Annotated in this window: 11 protein-coding genes, 1 CRISPR repeat array and 1 riboswitch; of the genes, 1 reads left to right on the plus strand and 10 read right to left on the minus strand. The window is 27.1% G+C overall.

The window, feature by feature from the left end; all coding sequences use genetic code 11:
- Window positions 1–108: 108 nt before the first annotated feature.
- The 6 genes from cas6 to Q1K13_RS03210 form a co-directional block, all read right to left on the minus strand.
- Window positions 109–801: a CRISPR-associated endoribonuclease Cas6 gene (cas6, locus tag Q1K13_RS03185; protein ID WP_300347687.1), complete on the minus strand. Its 693-nt coding sequence runs from the start codon at window positions 799–801 to the stop codon at window positions 109–111.
- A gap of 448 nt (window positions 802–1,249) precedes the next feature.
- Window positions 1,250–3,767: a CRISPR direct-repeat array (repeat unit 30 nt; unit sequence ATTTAAATACATCCTATGTTAAGGTTCAAT).
- A 720-nt stretch (window positions 3,768–4,487) separates the two neighbouring features.
- A complete protein-coding gene (locus Q1K13_RS03190) occupies window positions 4,488–5,699 on the minus strand; it encodes a GNAT family N-acetyltransferase (protein ID WP_300347688.1) in 1,212 nt (403 codons plus the stop codon).
- 149 nt (window positions 5,700–5,848) lie between these two features.
- Window positions 5,849–6,628, minus strand: a complete 780-nt coding sequence (locus Q1K13_RS03195; protein WP_300347689.1) for a hypothetical protein — start codon at window positions 6,626–6,628, stop codon at window positions 5,849–5,851.
- A 195-nt stretch (window positions 6,629–6,823) separates the two neighbouring features.
- A complete protein-coding gene (locus Q1K13_RS03200) occupies window positions 6,824–7,525 on the minus strand; it encodes a hypothetical protein (RefSeq protein ID WP_300347690.1) in 702 nt (233 codons plus the stop codon).
- 185 nt (window positions 7,526–7,710) lie between these two features.
- Window positions 7,711–9,948, minus strand: coding sequence for a Piwi domain-containing protein (locus tag Q1K13_RS03205; RefSeq protein WP_300347691.1), 2,238 nt, complete (start codon window positions 9,946–9,948; stop codon window positions 7,711–7,713).
- Between the two features lie 49 nt (window positions 9,949–9,997).
- Window positions 9,998–11,689 (minus strand): DUF262 domain-containing protein, encoded by a 1,692-nt coding sequence (locus Q1K13_RS03210; RefSeq protein ID WP_300347693.1) that lies wholly within the window; start codon window positions 11,687–11,689, stop codon window positions 9,998–10,000.
- Window positions 11,690–12,109: 420 nt separating this feature from the next.
- Between Q1K13_RS03210 and Q1K13_RS03215 the strand changes: the two genes are divergently transcribed.
- Window positions 12,110–12,436, plus strand: coding sequence for a bacteriocin immunity family protein (locus Q1K13_RS03215; RefSeq protein ID WP_300347694.1), 327 nt, complete (start codon window positions 12,110–12,112; stop codon window positions 12,434–12,436).
- Window positions 12,437–12,560: 124 nt separating this feature from the next.
- On the opposite strand, the gene Q1K13_RS03220 is transcribed toward Q1K13_RS03215, so the two are convergent.
- The 4 genes from Q1K13_RS03220 to Q1K13_RS03235 all read right to left on the minus strand — a co-directional run bounded on the left by Q1K13_RS03220 (window position 12,561) and on the right by Q1K13_RS03235 (window position 23,768).
- Window positions 12,561–19,019 carry an NPCBM/NEW2 domain-containing protein gene (locus Q1K13_RS03220; RefSeq protein ID WP_300347695.1) on the minus strand — a complete coding sequence of 2,153 codons (6,459 nt, stop codon included), beginning with the start codon at window positions 19,017–19,019 and terminating at the stop codon, window positions 12,561–12,563.
- Between the two features lie 386 nt (window positions 19,020–19,405).
- A riboswitch (cyclic di-GMP riboswitch) is annotated at window positions 19,406–19,492 on the minus strand.
- A 226-nt stretch (window positions 19,493–19,718) separates the two neighbouring features.
- A complete protein-coding gene (locus Q1K13_RS03225) occupies window positions 19,719–22,343 on the minus strand; it encodes a calcium-translocating P-type ATPase, PMCA-type (RefSeq protein WP_300347696.1) in 2,625 nt (874 codons plus the stop codon).
- A gap of 205 nt (window positions 22,344–22,548) precedes the next feature.
- The gene (locus Q1K13_RS03230; RefSeq protein WP_300347697.1) at window positions 22,549–23,172 is read right to left on the minus strand and encodes a TerD family protein; all 624 of its coding nucleotides are present in this window, start codon (window positions 23,170–23,172) and stop codon (window positions 22,549–22,551) included.
- 11 nt (window positions 23,173–23,183) lie between these two features.
- A complete protein-coding gene (locus Q1K13_RS03235) occupies window positions 23,184–23,768 on the minus strand; it encodes a TerD family protein (protein ID WP_300347698.1) in 585 nt (194 codons plus the stop codon).
- Window positions 23,769–23,772 lie beyond the last annotated feature (4 nt).

Raw genomic sequence — 23,772 nt, forward strand, 5'->3', positions numbered from 1 at the left:
CTACTTTTTAATTAATTATGCTTTTAAATATTTCTTAATAAATAAAATTAGTTGACTAACTACTTTTATTTACTTTTAAGTTTATTTTTTACAATAGATATCAAAAATTTATAGCCACCTATAGTTTAAAAATCCAAATCCTCTTGAATTGATTTCTCCAATTCCTACACCTATACTCATATAAGCTATCTTTTGAGATAATTCATCATCACTTACATTTAAGGTTAATTTATCACCGAGAATTTTTATTTCTTTATAATTTGTGGCTATTGGTTTTTTATTATTAAATTCTATAGAATTAAATAAAGGAAAATCTTCATTTATATTCTCTCCATAAAACTCGTTATACTTTTTAATCAGGTTAACTTTTAATCTATTTGCATACTCATCAATATTCATATTGCCTTTCCAATACCCAAAATCATTTTTAATTACAACTGGAGTAATTGAATAAAGTCTATCAATATGATGTTTTTTTATTTCTTTAATATCAACTTTTATACACTTTAATGATTTTGTATAACTTTTATGAAGTTCGTTTAAAAGATAGTTAGCTAACTTGCTATCTATTGTTCGTAATTGAAAAGTATAAATATTGTCCTTTTTATAAATCTTTTCTTTTTCAACAGGATAAAAAGAATTAAAAGTGTACATCTTGTACGAATTTTTCTTATGTAAACTTAAAAATTCATCATTTCTCGATAAAGTTGTATCTATAAGCTTACAAATCTCTTTTGAAGCATCACTCTGACTTATATCATCTAAAGTATAAACTTTTATATCTTCTTGAAAAATATTCACTCTTCTCACCTCCTTATAAAATATTCCTTTATATTAAGTTTAGTTCTTGATAAAATACATAATAAATTCAAAAATTTAACTTAATAATATTTACCTTTTGTCAAAAACATCTTATGTTATAGTTAAAAATTTTCACTCATTAAAAATATTTTTTAAACACTCAAAGAGTTAACATTAATTAAATATATTTGACAATTTAATTTTATCACCATTTTTTTACTTGTCAAATTTTTCTTTTTTAAATTTAACCATTTATTTAATTTTATTCCATTATTTATTTAAAATTTATTTTTTATTTTATAAATTTATTACTTAATTATCCATACTTTTATCATTTAAACAAATTTTAAAAAGCTTGATAATCTAATTTTAGTCTTTATCTTTTTAATGTGTACACTATGTTAAGGTTCAATGAGCAGAAATTGGAAAATGTGGATTGGAGCAGATTATTTAAATACATCCTATGTTAAGGTTCAATTATACTACTATACTACTTCCTATAGAAATACTATCTATTTAAATACATCCTATGTTAAGGTTCAATGTTGCTAATCTTTTGTCTATGTTATAGCCTAATTTATTTAAATACATCCTATGTTAAGGTTCAATAAAGTTATAGAAGGATTCTTATATATTTCTTTTAATTTAAATACATCCTATGTTAAGGTTCAATGCCATTAATATAGTTGGTAAATTAGTTGCTATAGCATTTAAATACATCCTATGTTAAGGTTCAATTAATAGACAATATAATGGATAACAATATATATCTATCATTTAAATACATCCTATGTTAAGGTTCAATTTGTCTATATACATTAGAGGAAGCTCAAGAGCGAATATTTAAATACATCCTATGTTAAGGTTCAATGATAATGGTTTGAGTATTGAAGATTTAACTACGAAATTTAAATACATCCTATGTTAAGGTTCAATAAGATTAGTAGACTCTGTTATTGTAATTGTTACGTTATTTAAATACATCCTATGTTAAGGTTCAATAAGTCTTTTCTTAATCTAATTTCATGCTTATAAACAATTTAAATACATCCTATGTTAAGGTTCAATTTGCTCTTAAAGTTCAGGAGTTCAGAACTAAAGCAAGATTTAAATACATCCTATGTTAAGGTTCAATATTATAACTTGTAATAATAAAAAATATTCTTATATGATTTAAATACATCCTATGTTAAGGTTCAATGATATTGAAGAAATAAACGACTTTATGAAAAGTTCATTTAAATACATCCTATGTTAAGGTTCAATCTACCCTTAAATTCTATACCTGCACCACTTCCAACATTTAAATACATCCTATGTTAAGGTTCAATCCAACTCTTGATAATGAGCCTGAATACATCACTTCATTTAAATACATCCTATGTTAAGGTTCAATTTAGTGTTCTCTTCTTGTAGTTGTTTTAAAATGTTATTTAAATACATCCTATGTTAAGGTTCAATTTAGTTCTCTCTTTTCCTGTCTTAGTAATGTAATCTATTTAAATACATCCTATGTTAAGGTTCAATGCTCAACTTGCCGTTACCGCAGCAACAAAAGCTAATTTAAATAAATCCTATGTTAAGGTTCAATTTACACCTCAGCCAGTAGCATCTCAACCAACTGTATTTAAATACATCCTATGTTAAGGTTCAATATGCTATGGGATTTAATACAGGTTCAATGTCAAAATTTAAATACATCCTATGTTAAGGTTCAATGCTGGAAGAAAAGATGTTATAAAGGCTGTTGATTAATTTAAATACATCCTATGTTAAGGTTCAATTAGCCTTTTCTAAGTTGTTAATGGTGCAAGTGTTGTATTTAAATACATCCTATGTTAAGGTTCAATATAAGCTTATAAGAGTATTTAAACAAGAAAAATTTATTTAAATACATCCTATGTTAAGGTTCAATAAATATATTGTTGATTATTAGAGGAACGTCTTATATATTTAAATACATCCTATGTTAAGGTTCAATTTGAACCAAACAATCTGTTAATAAACTTACATCATTATTTAAATACATCCTATGTTAAGGTTCAATTAGAAAAATTTGCAATTACATTTTTCTTTTCAACATTTAAATACATCCTATGTTAAGGTTCAATCTTCAAGGTAATTTTAGAATTGGACAAGATAATGTATTTAAATACATCCTATGTTAAGGTTCAATTAGCTCTCTTCTTCATCTGTAGCTTGTTTGTAAACTATTTAAATACATCCTATGTTAAGGTTCAATATAAAAATGATTCTGTAGAAGTTTTTATAATAAGCAAATTTAAATACATCCTATGTTAAGGTTCAATACTATATCTCCACACTTTTTCAAGCGCTGGTAAACAATTTAAATACATCCTATGTTAAGGTTCAATAGGAAGATGAGTAAATTTCTAGTTTATCAAGCTAAATTTAAATACATCCTATGTTAAGGTTCAATGAAGAAATGACAATGTTAAATATGTTGACATACAAATTTAAATACATCCTATGTTAAGGTTCAATATAACAAGTAACAATATAACAAATGGAGGAGAAATAATTTAAATACATCCTATGTTAAGGTTCAATGTATGGCTTAGAGCAATCAATTGCTTTATTACTATATTTAAATACATCCTATGTTAAGGTTCAATAACAAAATGCAAAAAACCATTTGTAACAGAACCACTATTTAAATACATCCTATGTTAAGGTTCAATTTAAGATAAAATATCAATTTTAAATAAAAAATATTCATTTAAATACATCCTATGTTAAGGTTCAATTCAGCATTTATAACTTCCTCTGCTTCATGTTCATCTATTTAAATACATCCTATGTTAAGGTTCAATAGAAAAAGTAAATTCGCAAAGTCAGGGTATGCTGATATTTAAATACATCCTATGTTAAGGTTCAATTTCAAAAATGCTTAAAAATAAGAATTAATTTACATCATTTAAATACATCCTATGTTAAGGTTCAATACTTGAAAAATAGCCATTCTTCTATTTTAAGATTTAACTTAATATTAGTTATTTACTTACTTCTAATACTATTTTACCAATGTTTTTCATTAATTGAAAGTATTAATTTTAAAATTGTGTTTAATGTAGTTATTTCAATGGTTTAAGCATGTTTTATAAACAATTTTAATTGGTAAAAATTTTGTTATTATTAGTACTTGATTTATATTTTAATTTTGTTATTAAGAAAATTGTATTTCACAAAAAATATTTGATGAATAGTTAATTTTATTTACAAAATGACTATTGTTATAATATTATAACAACAATCATTTTACATTTTTCCAATTAAATTTTAAAAAGCATAGGTGAGTACTTCTTCCAGCTTTAATATTAAAATTAAATACTATATAAGTATTTATCTATTTTTCATAATTACCTATTATTTTAGCCTAAAACTTCTTTAAATGGTTCTACGCCTGCCAAAGTAGCCGATTTTAGCACTAACGATTCTAATAAACGCACTTGTTTTATCACTGCTTAAATTATTAGTATCTTTGATTAACCTGCAAAAAATCAAATCATCTTGCAGCTTTGTTTACCATGCAAAAATTTATTCAAACTTATATAAATTTCAAAGAAAGAATAATTTTAAGAATAATTAAGCTATTTTTTCATAACAACTTAAGAGATTCTATATTCATGGTTTTATTTTTTTAAGTGTTTAGCAAATGCTTATATTTAAACGCAATCTAGGTTTTCTATATATAAAGGTAGTGGAAACCAGCTCTGTATAAAGTTTGGAATATCTTTATTAAAATCAAAATAAGATTTTAATGGGGAGAATATGAAATTCATTGCCTCTAATTCCCCTAGTTCAATATGAAATTTTCTTATGTTTTGTGATTTTAATTCCTTATTACCTGACCCTTCCTTACTTAATTCATCCTTATATTCTTCTATTTTCTTTAATTCTATATTATTGTTACTAACTTTTATATTTAAAACCCCATAATTTTCTATGCCTATGCTGCATTCTCCATCAGCTAAATTTGAATAGGTAGCTTTTAGTTTTAAAAATAACCCTACTACTTTTTCATAATTAAATATTCTAAAGTTGTTGTTTATATTGATTGAGTAATTCTCACATATCTTCATAAGCTTAGATATTTTCTCAATTTCATGAACTCCTAATCTTAAATTCACTTTCCCTAGCTTAAATCTTTTTATATATGAGGCTATAACAAGGTCTATATCATTATTATCCTCTAAAGCCACCTCAAAAATAGTGCTGTTAATTGAAGATATATAGCCTATGAACTCATAATTTTTGTATATGGAATAAGTGGTTGCATTCCATGACTTTGCTATGTCTAAAAACTTTTCCCTCTCTCTTTCTACCTTTATGGTTTTAGAGGAATGTATCTTGTATGCCTTCTCTAAAAGATTACTTTTACTTTCATCTAAAATTTCAAACATTATACCTTCATAATCCTCTTCAGTAAACTTATAATTTATGTTTAAATCTAGAATCTTAAAGTTTATCTGCTCTCCACAGGGTTCATAGCCAAAATGTTCATACCTCTGTCTATATCCACTAAGAACGCTCATATCCACATTCTCATTTTTCATATCTTCAATAGACTTAGTCATAAGTTCTTTCATATATCCCTTTCCCTCAGAATAAGGATGAACTGCTACAGAACCTATGCCAGCTACCTTAACATTTTCCCCTAGTAGATTTAGATTTAGTGGAAATGAACAAACCACTCCTTTTATCTTACCCTCTTCTTTCATAATGTGATGATATTTCATGGTGTCATTATTTCTATATAACTTAGGCAATAAAGTTGGAAAATCTGTCTTACCACCTGAATGACTAAATACATAGTTTATGAAGTCTACTAATTCCTCAAAATCACTTTCTTTTGCTTTTAAATACTCTTTTCCCATAATATACTCTCCCTTTTAAATAAAACTCTATAAAAATCTTCCTTATTATTTTTAATATTCTCTATTATATTTAACTCCTCAAATCTTGAAAAATCATTTCCATAAAAAAAACTCTTGTTATTGAGTTATAAAAAGAGTTTTTTTTCATTTTATTTGTTATCATTCTTTTCTGGTTGCCAATTTGTATTTTCTGGTTGCCAATCAGATGGCTTTGGATTATTTTTTGAAGTTATAAGTGTGCCTGTACTATTTACCCAAAATGGATTGAAGTAATCATAGGCTATTTCTCCTGCTGACACCTCTCTATATTTATTAGTTTTTATGTCTAATTGCTTTAATTCATCTTTTTTAGCTGCATCATATAGATCTTTGTAATTATAAACTTTTCCATTTTCACCTATTATGGCAAAATTAGCTCCCTCATTATAGCCAGATAAATAAATACTTGCTTCCATAATCGTAGTTATCCAAGCTTTCTTTCCATTTATTAAATAATCAGCTTGTCCAAGCTTAGCATTATCTTTTGTAGTATCAACATAAAACTTTCCTAACTTGTCATTTAAATCTCCATCTAAACTGGCTACCACGGCACTTCTTCCTTGAAATTTCATTGCAAGGTCTGGATTTCCATTTCCAAAACTTTTTGCTTGCTCATCAGTTAAATGAAGAATTTCTACTGGTATTAATCCATTATCTATAGCCACTTTTCTCAAGAAACCTATGGTTTCATCACAGCCTTTTTTATCATCCATACTATTCTTATTAGAGATTTTATTAGAATTTTCCTCTTTATTTTTATTAATATTGCTACTCATATTATTTGTAGATTTATTATCCATCTGTTTATTATTTTTTCCACATCCAATAAAAGAACCACCTAAAATTCCTATAACTATTAATAAACTTAATACTTTTCTCATGATATTCATCATTTCCTTCCTAAGTATATCCATTAAGTTTATTTTAACATTATATGATAAATTTGTTAATAATATAACCTTTTATTCATATATAAACCTTTAATTTTATTAGATAAAATATAAAACAAATTTTTAATTTATATGATTCATTATGACATATAACTGTATTAGAATTAAAATTTCTCTAAAATTTAGTTAAAGTCTTTATTTAAATTTAAACTCAATAACAATCTTATTAAGCCATGAGGGATTAATTCCTATCTTCTTAGCTATTTTACTACTCATTCCAAAGGAATTATCTAGATTTAGTGTGTAAGAAAACTCCCTTTTCTCCTGATTTGAAAGCTTAGTAGTTAATTCTTTAAAATCATCAATCCAAAAACAAGTATTTTTTTTAAAATTCTCTTCTTCATCACCATAAAAGGTAAGTTCTAAAGACTTAGAATCTATTAAGGTAACTCTTCCAAATTCAGAAAGCTTATCCTCCTCTATGTTTAACTCCTTAAAACTTGAAAAATCATTTCCCTCTTTAATATTAACCAAAACCTTGTTACAATGTAGATTTTTATGAAGATAAGTTGCTATTTCACCTATCTGCTCCATTAATATGTACTCATGAAAACACCTTGCCTCAATAAGAGAAGTTTCATTTTTAGGATGACTCAAATAATATTGCTTTCCCCCAATCCATTGATTGCCTAAAAGATTTTTGAATGTATCAAGGCTCTCTTGACTATCAATGAAATAAAGGTTTCCTTCCAAAAAGAAATCCTCAAGTCCCCTCTTAAAATTTGAAATAGAATAAAAACTCCCCTTATTTCTTCCTAAAGGAGAATTAACCTTTGGTTTATCCTTAAAATTTCTACCATTTAAACCCATATCTATTTTGTATATCTTAGTTTCCATATCATACACCTTCACACTCTTATTTAACTATATTCATTTAATAGAACACTCTAATTTAATCACTATATAATTTTATCATATAATAGGCTCTCTTAAAATTAACACATATAAAATAAACTCTTTATACTTAATAAAATATAAGCATAAAGAGTTTTTACTAAAATTAATATAAGTAATTTTTAACCTTATAAAAAGAACAACCTATTATCCACTCTCCCCTGTGGAATAAATTCTATTGCTTTACAAATTTTATCTGCATATCCTGTGGTTATTGGAAGTCTTAAACTCTTTGTTGATCCAACATGTATTTGAGTTAATGCATATATCTGATGTAACACAGTTAGCATATCAATGTCACCATAGGATTTCTCTATTTTCAACGGTTTTGGTGAGCCTAAAGTTTCTTTTATATCAGTTGTGACCATATATGCTTTATCACCTTTTAATATATAGCTTCCCTTTTCTGGATTTAATATTTTTCCTTCTTTTATATTTGCAATTTTTAATGGTGTACTTTTTTTAACTTCTATTATGTTAAACTTAATGTTCTTTTTCCCAAAATACTTTTCATACCACTCTAAATCTTCTCTTGAAAATCCATCTCTATGTATAACAATATTTTGGGGATAAGCTCCATTTTCCTCTTCATATGAAATTAACACCTTATCAAAAATCTCCTGTAGTATATCAGTATTAATCTTTTCTCCACTTTGAGGAACATTTGGTTTATAATAATTTATAAGCTTTCCATACTTATCAAAAACAACAGAGCATGCTGGATAATGAATTCCTTTTTCTCTAGTTCCAACATCTAATCCAACAAAACAATCTACCTCTCCTTTCATATCCTTAACAACCCATGGTATTCCTCCTATTTTTCCTAAAATACCCAAAACTATATTATGTAAATAATATAATCCTGTGTTATCTCTACTTTTTGCAAAGATTTCTGCTGTTTTTACTGATATCATTTGAGAGGGCAAATTTAGCTCAGCCCATATTTTCTTAAAAGGATTATAAGAATTCTCTATTTCTTCCTCTCCCATATCAGGTACAACAGCTACTACAAAATCTACCTTATTATATTTCTTTAACTTTAATGCAGCCTTTTTATATTCAGTAATATCTCCTAATTTATACCCTTCAAAAATACATTCTTTATGATTAAATTCCACATTCATTAAATTCTCTGGTATGTATTTATTTCTTTCTCCATGATATTTTCCATATTTAGAAAAATCATATATGGCTCTTATAGCTTTTCTACTTATCTCATCAAACTCTTTAGGATATAAAACTCCAAATTTCACCTTGCCCTCTGGTAATTTATAAAAACCATTAGAAAATATCTGCATCTTATTTTTTATAATTCCTCTAGATCCAACAAGGACTGGTTCCTCTATTTTCCCACTGCTATAACCTAATAAACCAACTTCTTCATAATATTTATTTTCAAAACTTAAATTATTAAGTTCTTCAATAACTCCAATATCCCTAACAAATGCTTTTAATGTCTCATATCTATAATTCATATTCATCTTAATCAAAGGCTCAATCTCTTTAGAAAAAGAGGAATCATTTTTTGATAAATACTCTCTAGTTATAATAGGTTTTAATGCATGTGGTATAAAAAACAAATTTCTTTTATTAGCCTTTACATTTATTACATTGGCATCTAAATCTTCTTCAGTAAAATTTTTAATTCTATATGCTTGATTATTATTTTTATAGTAATCTATTAATGATTGTCCTAAGCTTGTTGGTTCAGTTATTTTAGTTTCCAATATACTTTCTATAACTAAATTCCCATTTATATTAGCCCATTCATTTTTTACAGCTAGTCCAGTTACATCTAATCCTTCTTTCATCATCTCATATATATTTTTCTTAGTTGAAAAATCAGCTGAACAGCTTAAATATAAAATTACATGACCTAATTTATTAACTACAGGAGAAATTCTAAATTTTCTTTTTAACTCAAATCCTTTATTACTTTTCTTAAATTCTTCTTTTAACTCCTTAGTTAATATTGTATTCCCAAGTATTTCTTCTGTGAAATTAGCCTTGTATTTATTATATTTACCAAAAACTTTAACCTTTTTAAGATTTAAATTTATGTAATACTTAACAACCTCTCCATAAATATCTTTATTATCTTCTATATTTAAAACTTCACTTTTTTCAAAGTTTATATTTGCAAAATCTAAGTCCTCTATATCTTCAAACTTTTCTAATGTATATAATTTATCATCTTTTATAAATACACCCTTAAACATATTTCTTGAATGCATCTTATATCTTGCACTCTTAATGATTTTGTAAAAATTATCACATTTTCCTTTTCCAGTTACATTATACTTATAAAACAACATAGGCTTTAAACTTCCTATGCCTTTAAATGCTTCAATTGTTAAATTTGACACATTATACCTCATTTTAAACTTTCATGGAATATAAATTTAGTTCTTCCATTTATACTAAAAGCTTTCTGATTTTTTCAACAAGAATTTCTTTTCTCTTTTCATAGAACTTTTCAAAGTCATTAATTTCAAGAGAAACTCCTTCTGGTATAATAGCCTCTTTAAGAAACTTTGATTTTTGATCATCATTCATATCATTATAGTAATCAACAAGTCTCATATTATTCTTACTACCATTACTTCTTCCTTCAAGTAGATGGATATTAGGTAATCTATTTCTATTTCCTCTCCATCTTTTCCACTCTTCCATTGTTACAGATACAGGCTTACTCTCATCAAATCTGCTATATGGATGAAGATGGTCTTGTTCATATTTAAAATTCTTATTTATCCAATCTAAATTAAGATAATAAAGAACTTCTCCTCCAACTCTACTACCTTTTTCAGAATTTACCACATCTTCAATTTTACCATCTGTTACTCTTAAATCATTCATTTGATCAAGCATTTCAATGGTGATTTCATAATCAAAACTATTTATATTACTTCTCATTTGCTGTAATTTACCAGTTGTTCCTGACTGGAAATATGTGAAGAATATTGCCCTAAATAAATATGCTCTAACCCCCTCAATGTTATTATTATAATCAGGGTTATAATAAATATAGTATATTATTGGTAATAAAACATTCCAACTACTTGAGAAACGACTTACGTCAATTTTCATATCTTTAAGTATCTTTTCTAGATTTTTAAGTGCTTTATTGAAATCACTCCAATTATTTTTCAAATCCTCTGCTATTTTTTTATTTATGTTAGATTTTACAACATCACCATAAAGCATCAATGCTGAACGAATAATAAAGTCTGTTCCAAAACCTCCATAAGATCCAATTAATATCTTTCCAAACTCAGTCTTTGCACTAGGCCAGTAAGCTTCCAGAATTGACATTGTAATTTCAGATTTACGTAAAGCCTTACCACCACTATTGAATCTTACAAACATTTCAAGTGCATCATCTTGTTTCATATCCTCAATTTTAGTATAACGAATAAGCTTTTCTTCAAAAATCTTCGTATAAAGTTTGTTTAATATATTTCTTGCATACTCTTTACTATCTGCTGGAACATTTAAAATTGCCTCTTCTATTGCATTTTCTCTAGTTGTTTCATCTTGAAATTTTTCACTAATTATATTCTTTATTTCAAATTGTGTTGGACTAAGTCTACCAACCTTTTCACTAAACTTAATATCAAATTTCTTGCTATTATACTCTTCCTCATCTATAGTAATCTTGTTTTTATTAAGTTCAATTAGTAATTTAGTAATAATTTTGCTACCATTCTTTTTTCTTGCATAGCTTGGACGAATATATGACTCTCCTAATAGTGATAAAAATAATGAAGTTAATCTCTGTTGTCCATCTAATACTGCTATATCAGTAGTATCAACATTTATACTTGTTAGCTCATAATTTATACTATCTGCTTGCTTTCTACTATCAAAAGTAACCTCTCCTAAGAAATTACAAAAATATGTATCCCATGTTACATTAGAATCATCTACATGCCAAAACAAAAACGTTGCAATAGGATAATCAAGTAATATAGAATCCCATAATTTTTCAATTTGCTCCATTCCCCATACATATTGTCTTTGAAATGCAGGCATTACATATTTTCCATTTTTTATATTCTGTAATGCTTCATATATAGTTATACTTCCATCTATAATTTTACTCATTTTTAACACCTCTCAATACTATCAATCATTTGCCTACAACTTATTTTAACATATAAAACAAAAAAATACATTTTTGTATATATTAAAACAAAATATTTAATTTGTGTTTATTTGCTTAATTCCATTTAAATTACATATTTAATATTTTTTCCTATTATTAATTTGATTATATTTCTTTAAATGCATTAAATTTAATTTATATAAACAAAGTTAATATTTTTTATTAAGTAAATGGATTTCAAATAAAAGTAAATAATATTTCATACAAAAAATAACCTATTTGCCTACTTCTTGTTTTTTATTTGAAATTTATTGTTAAAAGTTTTATATTAGAATTAGAATGGTTTTATTAAAATACTTTTAATATAAATAATTTTATATATAATAGATAAATATTGGGTTAGAAAGTGGGAGATTAAATTGAGTAAAAAAGAAAAAAGAATAGAAGAAGAAAATGCTTTATTAGCTAAAGTTTATGATTTGATTTTAAATACAGAAACAACTGCTGATGAACGTTCTATGTTAATTGAATTTAAGAACTCAGTTGAAAGCGGGAAAGATTTTCAAAAAGCCATAATGAAATTAGCAGAAAATCTACGTTTATTAGCTCTTAAGAAACATACTCACAATGAAACACTTACTACGGAGGTAGGAAAATTTTATATGGATATTTCTACCACTGGATACTTTGAAAAGAATTTAGGCTATGGCATATCAGTACTTGGTACTGTTTTAAACATAAATTAATAGTAATTTATAGTTAGAATATTCTGATTATAAAATTTTTTTCTGAATATAGATTGATAAAAAAGAAGGATTAAATTAGGTATTTTAATTTAATCCTTCTTTATTCATTTAATTTGCTTTTTTATTATCTATTTACTAAGGTTGAAAGAGTTACCTCATATTTTCCTTCTAAATCTTTATACACTACCGCTATACCACTAACGCCATTTTCAAAAAGCTTAGTATCTATTTCCACATTTCCATCTTTTAAGGAATTTTCAACATTAACATTTGTTATGTTGGCAGTTGCTTCCCCTTTATTTTTTCTTATATTTATTTCACTTGGAAGAAGTTTTTCTCCATCTTTTCCTATAAAGCTTTCATTTATAATATACTTACCATTTATTTCTTGTGGTGATTCTATAACAACATATTGCTCTTTTATGCTAACATCTTTAAGTTTCTTTAAATCTTTTAACTTGGATATGTCCCTTATTTGGTTATTATTAAGATTTAAACTTTCTAGATTTATAGCATATTGTATTCCTTCTAAGTTACTTATTTCAGCCCATTCTGCTTGTAACTTTGTTAATTTATGCATATCTCCCACTGTTATTTCATCACTTTGAATATTTAATTCTGTTTTTATAGCCTGCTTTAAGTTAGCATCTTGTATTTTAACCACTTCTGTTAAATCAATAGCTTTCTCTAAACCATCAATAGCTTTTCTAACTTCTGAGGTTGTAGAATCTATTAAAGATTGTTCTGGATTTTTAGTTTCTAATATTTTATTAGCTTTCTCCATAACTTCTTGTAATTTAGCAAAACTTTCTTCAGTGTATAGTTTTACATCTAAGCCTTTCGCCTCTTCAACTACTTTTTCTAAATATGTGAAATCTTTAGGAGATACATATAATAACTTAGCATCTGCCCAGTCTCCATGGTCTCCTCCATTTCCATTTCCACCATCTTTAACTACTAATTTAAGTTTATCAACTCCAACTACTGGTACTAAAATATGCTTTCTTTTAGTGTTTGAATTCATAAGGCCACTATCAAAAACTTTTTTCTCATCAACATAAACTTCAAAACTTATTGATGATACGTTTGAATGTCTCATTTCTCTATCTACACCAACATAGGCTTCAAAAAACTTATAATTTTCTTTTGATAAATCATAAACTATTGTTGAAGTTGAGTGTGTTCCAATACCCTTATCATATTTAACTTCTTCTCCATTTTCATCAAGTAAAGTTAAGGTATTATTTTCAACACTCTTATCTTTTCTCACACTTCCCCAACCTGAGTTAGCTGATTCCCAAGCTTTATCACTTATATAGTCATAAGCATTAGCAACTGAAATTTTTCTATCTAGCGTTACTTTATTTCCATGAGAGTCAGTAACTTCATATGATACCACATAGTTACCTCCTCTTTTTGTGTTTACATTATTATTTACAATTTGTACCTTGTTTAATATATCACCATCCTCTGGGTCATTGGCAACTATTCCTTTTAATGGATCAAAATCTTCTCCTATATTTAAAGCCACCTCTTCCCCAGTTAATACTGGCTTATCACTTGTATTATAAACTTTAGCATCAGCCCAGTCTGCATGGTCTGCGGCATTTCCATTACCACCATCTTTAGCAACTAATTTAAGTTCACTTGCTCCTGCAATTTTTACTAAAACATGTTTTCTCTCAGTATTTGATTTCATAAGTCCACTATCAAAAACTTTTTCTCCATCAACATATACTTCAAAAATCACAGATGATGCATTAGAATTTCTCATTTCTCTATCCACACCAACATAGGCTTCAAACATTCCATAATTTTTTCCTGCTAAATCATAAACTATTTCTGAATTTGCATGAGTTCCAAAGCCTTTATCATATTTAACTTCTTGTCCTTTTTCATCAAGTAAAGTTAAAGTATTTCCTTCAACACTCTTGTTTTTCTTTACTTCTCTCCATCCTGAAGTTGCTTTTTTCCATTCCATATCACTTAAGCTTTCAGTATTAGTTATTGTATATATTTTTCTTTCCTTAGTAACAGTATTTCCATCTTTATCTGAAACTTCATATACTACAGTATATACTCCCCCTCTATTTTCTTTAAAGTCACTTGATTTTACTTTTATGCTTGATGTTAAATCTCCATCTTCTGCATCCTTAGCAGTAACCCCATCTAATATATTAAATTTATCTTTAACATTAATTACTGCATTTTCAAGAGTTATAGTAGGTTTTGCATTATTTGTAGTTAATTTAGGATTAACTATTACTCCGTGGTCTGAAGTTTTTCCATTTCCAGCATCATTAACTTTTATTACCAATTCTTTTACTCCTTTAACAGGAATATTTATATACTTCATATTATCAGCATGCTTTAAAACCTCAGTATTTGCTAAAGTTTTACCATCAGCTATTATTTCAAATTTTATACTTGAATTATTTTGGGCTTCTATTCCTCCATCAACTCCAAGTAAGACTTCAAAATTATCATACTCTTTACCTGATAAATCATAAGTTATTTTTCCATTTGCATGTATTCCAAAACCTTTTTCAAAATTTTTAATCTCTCCATTAACTCTACCTTTTATGTTTGTGTTTCTTCTTGGAGTTCCCCACTGTGTTTCTACATTTTTCCACTCTTCATCTGATAAATAGTCATATTCACTAACTACTTCAACCTCTAAAATCTTTTCTGTTGTCATACCTTTATCATTTGACGTGTACTTAACTTCATATATACCAGGCTTTTTAGTATCAACTTTTTCTTCAACCTTCACCTTAGAAGTTAAATCATCCCCTTTATATCCTAATACCTTAACATATTCTAAAGGATTAAACTCTTCTCCTAATTTTAAAGTTATTTTCTTTTGTTGAAGGCTTATACTTGGTGCAAAGGAATTTATTGTAGCCTCTTTACCTTTTCCTAGGTTTATATCATATGGTATTACTTCGTATTTAGAGTTTTTATTCTTGCTTGTCTTTGTATCTACAAAAGAATTAGTTGATGTAAAGCCTATTACCTCACCATCTTTTAATATTTCATATCCTAATAAATCAGATTTAACTTCATTATCCACATTAAAATTCAATTTAATTCCATTTTCAACTCTACTTAAGGAAAGTTCTAGGCTAGGATCCTTAGTAAATCCATTTCCTTTATAATCAACCTTGCTATCATTTAAATACCATATTTTCTTATCTGGCTTTTTATACTTGCTAGTTTCTTTTTTAGTTTCTTCATTAACTTCAAATCCATGTCTAGCAAAGTATTCACTTAAATCTTCCCCTATAACTTCTGATGAGAATTTAATTAAGTATTGCATTTTAACATTATTAGGATTTTCCTTTCCTAAGTCAACATCTCTTTCTCTATATAATCTGTTTAATTTTCCCCAATAACCTGGTTTATACATTTCTAATTGCCAATACACAGCTAGGTTTTCAAAATATCCACCCTCTGTATATTTATTAGAATTCTCACTTATTACATTCTTATAAACCTCAGATTCATACGGTATTCTTTTATTTATCTTATTGTAATAAACAGACATATACATAGGTAACATATTGTTTGTAACCTCTCCATATACCCTTGCATTTATATCCATTTTATGTCCTATTTCATGAGTTAATCCCCATGATGGCCCTCTATCTTCAAATGGAATTAAGTGGTTAGCCATTACATCTTTTTGTACTCCTATATGCCCAGTAGCTGCATACATATATCCAAAAGGTTGAGCTAATCTAACATTTTCTCTTATATACTTAGGGTCATTTTTTTCATTACTTCCATCTAAAGCATAATACTTAAATAATTCTTCCATGTGAGTATTGTAAGATTTTATTGTGTCTAAAGGATTTACCCCTTTTTCTATATAAGTTTCATATGCTCCTGTTGCAGTCCCTGTCCAAACTATATGGTCACTTACAAACTCAAAAACATCTATTACTTCTCTATCTAAAACATTTGGATGTTTAGCTGCATCTTCATCTATTTTCTTTTTATATTCTATTAAGAAATTTTTAAATTCTTCCACATTACTATCCTTTGTAACAAAAGGGAATTTGTGACCTGTGGCAAATCTTAAAACTGGAGCTTTGCTTTGCTCTTTGCTAGTATAAGGATTTACTATATACACTGGTCCTCCCTTAGTTACATCATGCTTGTACCATTTATCCTTGCTTATCTCTGGAACAGTTATTACGTTTTTACCAGGCTTTAAGCTAACAGTTCTTAACCAATTTCCAAAACTTCCTTCTTGCTGAGAAAATGCTAATTTTGGTAAAGGTTCATTTGAATCTGCATCCACATAAACAGTTATTGTTTCTCCTGGTTTTGCATATATTCCTGTTGGTTGATTATTGTTACCAAATCCAAATTTCAAGTTTTTACTAGCATGTGCTACCATGTCTCCATGTTGCTCAGCAGTTATAATCTTTACATTTTCCAACTCACCCTTAAGTATTTTATGTGCTAATTCAAACTTTTCTTCAAATAAAGTTTTTAAAGGATGATTACTCATTTCATCTTCTAAAACTTTTAATTTTTCCTCTGTATTAAATTCTTCTGATAATTCATTCATCAATCCATTTTTGAATAATCCTTGAACCTTCTCTAGAGTTTTATCTTCTTTATATAATCCAAACTCACTAGCACAAGCCCAATCTTCATATCCTTTTTTGAATACAAACTTAATTCTCTTAAATTCTGTTGTGTTAAATCTTATTTCTACTGAATCTTGAGTTATATTAGCCTTTCCACTAGTTACTTTTTCAAACTTATCCCCCTTGCTTGTTCTTGAGGCATAAATATCAAAGGCTTCTGCAAACCCTCTATTTGAACCACGTGGAGCTGTATATACTACTCTATTTAGTGGAGTTAATTCATTTAACTCTATTACTACTTCATTTTTAAACTCTGAATTATTTTGCTTTCCTGAATGCCACTTTGTATTAAAATCTCCATCTATAGCTTTCTCTATAACCTCTGATGCATAGTGACCTCCATTGGTTTTGATTGATTTTATTTTGCTCTTATCTAACTTATAAACAGCATCATAGCTTGAAAGTAACTCATTATTTGGATTTAAGAAACTAGATACCTTAGCATCAGTATATTGAACTTCTTTATTTTCAACAATTAACTTAGCATTTTCTAAATCTTCCTTATAGTAATTATAACGAGGGTGTTTCTTAGCTTCTTCTTCTAATTTTTCTAACTTTTCTAAACTATTAAATTCTTCAGATACATTGTCCATTTTATTATCTGTAAATAATCTTTCCATTTTATCACTTAATTCATCTTGTTTATAGAAAGCTAATTCTGATAAAGTTGCCCAGTTTTGATCTGAATTTTTAAATTTAAACTTTATTCTTTTAAACTTTGTTGGATTGAATTTTGCTTCAACTAAGCCTGAAACTTTGTTGTGCTCACCGGTTGCTATAAGATTAAATGTATCACCCTTAGATGTTTTTGAACCATATATTTCAAACTCTTTAGCAAATCCCTTATTATCAGATTTTCTTGCTCCATAAACAACTCTATTTAATTCTATAGCCTCATTAAACTCTACTTCTACTTCGTTTGAAAAGTTATTAGTATTTGATTTATTAGTTTCCCAATAAGTATCTGCGTTTCCATCTATAGCATTTTCTATTATTTGCCCTCTATAGTTCCCTCCATTATTTTTAATACTCTTTATATTTTTATTATCCATTTTAAATAACTTTGAATACTCTTCATTAGAATAATCATTAAAAATTCTTGTAGTTGCCTTTGTAGCTTCCACTTTATTTTCATTTATTATTTCCCTCGCATCGTTTATGCTCTCTTTAAAACAATTATAAAATGGATGCTCTTTAACTTCATTTTCTAGTTCATTTAATTTCTCTAAGCTATTAAACTCATCAGCTACCTGACTCATAGTTTCATCTTTAAATAATCTATCCATCTTATCTAATAGCTTATCTTCTTTATAAAACCAAAACTCTGATGCACTTGCCCAACTTTGATTAGCTGCTTTAAATACAAACTTGATTTTCTTAGCTTCTATTTTGTCAAACTTAAACTCCATAAGGTTTCCTGATACCTTACTTTCTCCCTGAGAAACTAATTCAAAATCACTATCATTATCAGTTTTAGAAGCATATATCTCAAACTGAGTTGGATACCCTTTTCCCTTTGCCCCATCTTGTCTTGTTGCATAGGCTATTCTATTTATTGACTCTAAATTATTAAATTCTACTACAACCTCATTTGTAAAATTAGAACTATTTTGTTTTCCTGTTTCCCAATGAGTAGCTAAATCCCCATCTATAGCCTTATCTATAGAACTTGATGCATATTGACCCCCATTATTTTTTATTGAAAGAATTTCACTTCTTTGCACCTTATATTTCTCATTATATTTATCAAAATTTTCATAATTATTTAAATCAAATTTATTTATAGATGCTTTATTTACTACACTTTTCTCTATAGCAGTTATTTTTTTCTTCATAACTTCACTAGCATAAACATTTAAAACTGGACTTGCATTTGACATTACCATTGATGCAATAAGAATTTTTGATATTTTTTTCTTCATACTATATGTCCCCCTATTTTATAAAACTAACTACTTTTATATGTAAATTTTCACTATTTAATATTCTTTATAAAAATTTTTCATTATCTTTAAATTGTTCTATCAAAACTTTAATTCTACATTTAACATACGTTATAAAAATTTCTCTGTTTTAAACTGTTATTGATTTTAGTTAAATTTCAAGAAATAAAGTCAATATATATTAAAAAAATTTTTAAATTATATCTATAAATTTAACCAATTAAAAAATCAAATAAAAAAACTACCCTTTAAATTGTTAGTTAAAGGATAGTTACCTAAAATAAATGTATAAAAATAAAGCCAATACAAAAATATACATGCTTAAATAAAATATACATTTATAAATTAACAAAGAATATAAATTCTTCGGCAACTGGCTAGCATAGTTATATAAAACCTTAGCCCCTTTAGCTTTGCGTCTCTAGATTTCCCTAGATTTGCTATTTTTTTATCACTTATATAATACAAAATTAAAATAAATTTTTCAATGTATAAATTTATAACAAATTATGCATTTTTTCTAAATTCAACTTATTTATTATGTTTTTTTACAAATTATTAATTTTTACTTACTGAAAAAGATTCTAAAGTTTTAAAGTTTTAAAAGGATAAATGAAAAATTAAATAAAAAAGTCATTGTTGACTTTAACTTAATAATCAACAATGACTTAATTTTACTTACCTATTTTTTGAAGTATTCATAATTACTTTTCTTATCATATCAAATGGAATTATTGTAAATGCAAATAATATAACAACAATCCAATTTTGACCTGTTATTGGTGTACAACTAAATACCTCTCCACCAAAATAAGTTAATATTACTTGTACTAATACAATTAAAAACATAACCTTTATAAAATCTTTATTCTCATTTATATGTTCAAATAGATTTAATCCTTCACTTCTTACATTAAATCCATTAAATACAGCAGCTAATACAAACATTGAAAAATATCCTGTTAAATGTCTAGCTTCACTTGAGAACATATTAGTTACAAATGGTAATTTTAAGAAAGTAAAACTTATTATTGTCACCCATAATCCTGCAAATAATACTTGTTCTAGCATTTTCTTTGAAACTATACTTTGAGTTCTTAATTTAGGCTTTTCTTCCATATATTTTCTTAAAGCTGGCTCTGATCCTAAAGCTAAAGCACCTAAACCATCCATTATTAAATTAATCCATAATATATTAGTTATACTAAGTGGTTGTTCTATTCCAACAAAAGGTGCTATGGCACTTACTGCCACTGCTGCCACATTTATAGTCAATTGAAACTTTATGAATTTTAATATATTATTATATATTGTTCTTCCATATAAAATAGCATTTTCTATTGATTTAAAATTATCATCTAATATAACTATATCTCCAACTTCCTTGGCAACATCTGTACCTGATCCCATTGCAAAGCCAACATCTGCTCTTTTTAAGGCAGGAGCATCATTAACCCCATCACCAGTCATACCACAAACAAGGTTTAATTCTTGAACTAATCTTACCATTCTAGATTTATCTGTAGGTAACGCCCTAGCTATAACTCTTAAATTAGGTAAAATATCTTTAACTTCATCATCAGACATCATATTTAATTCATCAGATGTTAATGCTATTTCATTTGAATTTTCTATAAGCCCACAATCCTTTGCAATGGCAACTGCTGTTTCTTTTCTATCACCAGTTATCATTACAACCTGAATTCCTGCATTTCTAACTTCTTTTATAGCTTGTTTTGCTTCTATTCTAACGTCATCCCTAATACCAACAAAACCAACTATAATAAGATCCTCTGGTAATATATCTTCAACAAGTTCACTTTCACTATAAGCAAAGGATAAAACTCTCATAGCTTTGTCAGCTAGCTCGTCTATTTTTTTATTAATCTCATCTTTGTTTATAGGTAAGACTTTTCCTTCACTATTTATATATTTTGTAGCCTTTGCTAATAACCTCTCTGGAGCTCCCTTATACACAGTTTTTCCATCTAATTGAGCTGCAGAATACTTATTAGCTGAATTAAATTGCTGATCTTTTAAAACTTTTATATCTTTATATTTATCCTCAGTCTCTTTAGTTAAAAAGTTTAATAGGGCTTTATCCGTAGCATTTCCTCCTATAACTTTTCCTTCTCCATCAAACATAGCAGCTGTATTTTTTCCTATACAATAAGCCATAAGTTCATTTATAAAGATACTTTCTTTATAACTATCTTTAATATCACCATCAAAAAATTCAACAACTTCTAGTTGACCTTTTGTTATAGTTCCAGTTTTATCACTAAATAAAATATTAAGTGAACCTGCTGTTTCTATTCCAATAGGTTTTCTTACTAAAACATTGTTTTGAAGCATTTTAGATGTATTTCTCATAAGAACTATAGCAATCATTAAAGGAAGTCCCTCAGGCACTGCCATTACTATAATTACTACAGCAACCATTATTGTTTCTAATATTTCCTTAAATATTTCAACAAAACCTAGTTGCATATAAGCTCCAATACTACCTGCGTCTATTACATGCTTACTCATTAAAACAATAGCTATTACTACAGATCCAATATATCCAAATTTAGAAATCTTGTCTGCTAAGTCTGTAAGCTTTATTTTTAATGGGCTCTCTACAGAATCATCTGCCATATCTTTTGCCATTTCACCCATCACAGTTTCCATACCTACTCTTCTAACAAGCATAACTCCTGACCCATGCACAGTTACAGTTCCTTTAAATAAAGAAGTTTCATCTACAAATATATCTCCAGTCAATGTGGCTGCTGCCTCATGATAACTTTCATTATTAAAATCAATCTTAGAAGCATATTTTTTGCATTCCTCTGACTCACCATTTAATATAGAGTTGTCTACACTTATTGATCCATCTATCAATACACCATCTGCTGGAATTTTATCTCCTAATTGAAGAATTACATAGTCACCAACAACTACATCATCAACATTAATTTCTATAGCTTTTCCATCTCTATATACTTTACACGTTTCCTTCTCTGCTCCATTTTTAAGCTTTCTATACTCATTATCTGAAGCAACCTCTGTTTTTGCTGATATTGTTGTAACAAGAATTATAGATATTACTATACCTACAATTTCTCCCCACTCTGCATAATGAAATACTGCCATTATACCTAATATACAAGCTATTGCTAAAAGTAACTTTATCATAGGGTCTCCAAAAGCTTCTTTAAACTTATCTAAAAAAGTTTCTGGTGGTGCTTCGTCTATTATATTGGCACCATATTTTTTCCTATTCTCTTCCACCTGCTTCTTATTAAGACCTTTAAACATATAATGTCTCCTTTAATTAAATATTTAATCTTTAACATCAATCCTTAAATTCTATTTTATACTCAATATAAAATAGAAAAATATACATGTAAAACAATAATATTTTACATGTATTTTAATAATAATCTATGTTTTAAATAACCTTCAACTTAAAACAGAACTTAATAATATACTTATTTAATAACATTTCTTTAAGCTATTAAAATTATTGATATAATGCTAATACACCATTTAAATCTGCTATTTTACCTTCTCCAACAGCTTTAAATTGCCATTCTCCTGCCTCTCTATATAATTCAGCAAATATAACTGATGTAGCAGTAGAACCATCTTCTTTTAAATTAAATCTACATAACTCTTTTTCATTGTTGTCTGCATCTAAAAGTCTTACATAAGAATTATTAACCATTCCAAATGTCTGTCTTTTAGCTTGGGCATTGTGTATAGTTACTACAAAAACTATTTTATGTATATTGCTATTTATTGAATCTAATGAAATAGTTATTCTTTCATCATCACCCTCACCAGCGCCTGTTCTATTATCACCAGATAAAGCAATACCTTGCCCTTGTTTATTGTTAAAGAATATTACATTTTCAACAGTATTAAATTTATTGTTAGCATCTAATAAAAAAGCTGCTATATCTAAATCAAAATCCATCCCATTATTTGCAACATCCCATCCTGCGCCTAATATAACATTTTTAAGTCCTGGATTTCTTTTAGTTAAATCTAATATATCATTTTTTTGAAGATTTAATATCATATTAGATGAATTTGTATTATTGTTGTTTAATGAACCAAAATCTGCTCCTAAATTTATAGCCATTTAAATCCCTCCTATATGTACATTTTAGCTAAAGAACTAACACTAGCTCTTAAAAGTTGACCTTTTGCTTTAAATTGCCATGAATTATTTATATTTGATAATTCAGCAAAAATTATCGCTGTATTATTTCCACCATCTTCTGATAAATTATATCTACATATTTCTGTATTACTTTTATCTTCATCTACTAATCTAACATATGCATTTTTTACCTTTCCAAAACATTGATTTCTTTTATCAGCATCATATATTACAACTGAAAACACAATGTTTTTGCAATATTTAGGCAATTCACTTAAGTTTAGTGATATTTTTTCATCATCACCATCTCCGGCTCCAGTTAAATTATCACCATGAAGTTTAATTCCATTACCCTCCATATTTCCAAAATATATCACATCGTTATTATGTCTTAATTTTTCATTTTCATCTAATAATAATGCCACTAAATCAAGATCATAGTCTGCTGTTGCAAAAGAAAATAAACCTTTTTTAACAACATCCCAGCCTGCTGCTAACATAATTTTATTTAGAGATGGGTCTTTTTTAGTTAAGTCTAAAATATCATTCTTTTGTAAATTTAATACTCCACTCATTTTT

The sequence above is a fragment of the Clostridium sp. genome, from assembly GCF_029267215.1.
In the GTDB taxonomy this organism is placed as follows: Bacteria; Bacillota; Clostridia; order Clostridiales; family Clostridiaceae; genus Sarcina.